This is a genomic window from Citrobacter sp. TBCS-14 (assembly GCF_005280805.1).
Lineage (GTDB): Bacteria > Pseudomonadota > Gammaproteobacteria > Enterobacterales > Enterobacteriaceae > Citrobacter > Citrobacter gillenii.
The window spans coordinates 1-222 of record NZ_SZWM01000006.1 but is presented as its reverse complement, the minus strand read 5'-3'; the positions used below and the strand labels follow the sequence as shown (position 1 = coordinate 222).

The window sequence follows — 222 nt, the reverse complement described above, 5'->3', positions numbered from 1 at the left end:
TGTCATATTTCACTTCCGTACCCAGCACGGTTTCTGAGCCAGTGGATTCAAATCCTTCCGGTGGTGTCTGCTCCTGCTCTCCGGCACGGAATACCACGGTCACACCGGAGATGTTGGCATTGCCTTCACTGTCCAGCACCGGCGTACTGTTCAGCAGCACACTTTTCAGCCCGTCCATTTGTCATGGACAATGCTGGTGGCCGGGACCGAGGGAACCAGGTC

General features: G+C 56.3%; 1 pseudogene. It reads right to left on the bottom strand.

Annotated features, from left to right (window positions below):
* Nucleotides 1-178 (bottom strand): annotated as a pseudogene (locus FDX22_RS30710) (hypothetical protein); the annotation flags it as partial.
* Between the last annotated feature and the right edge of the window lie 44 nt (nt 179-222).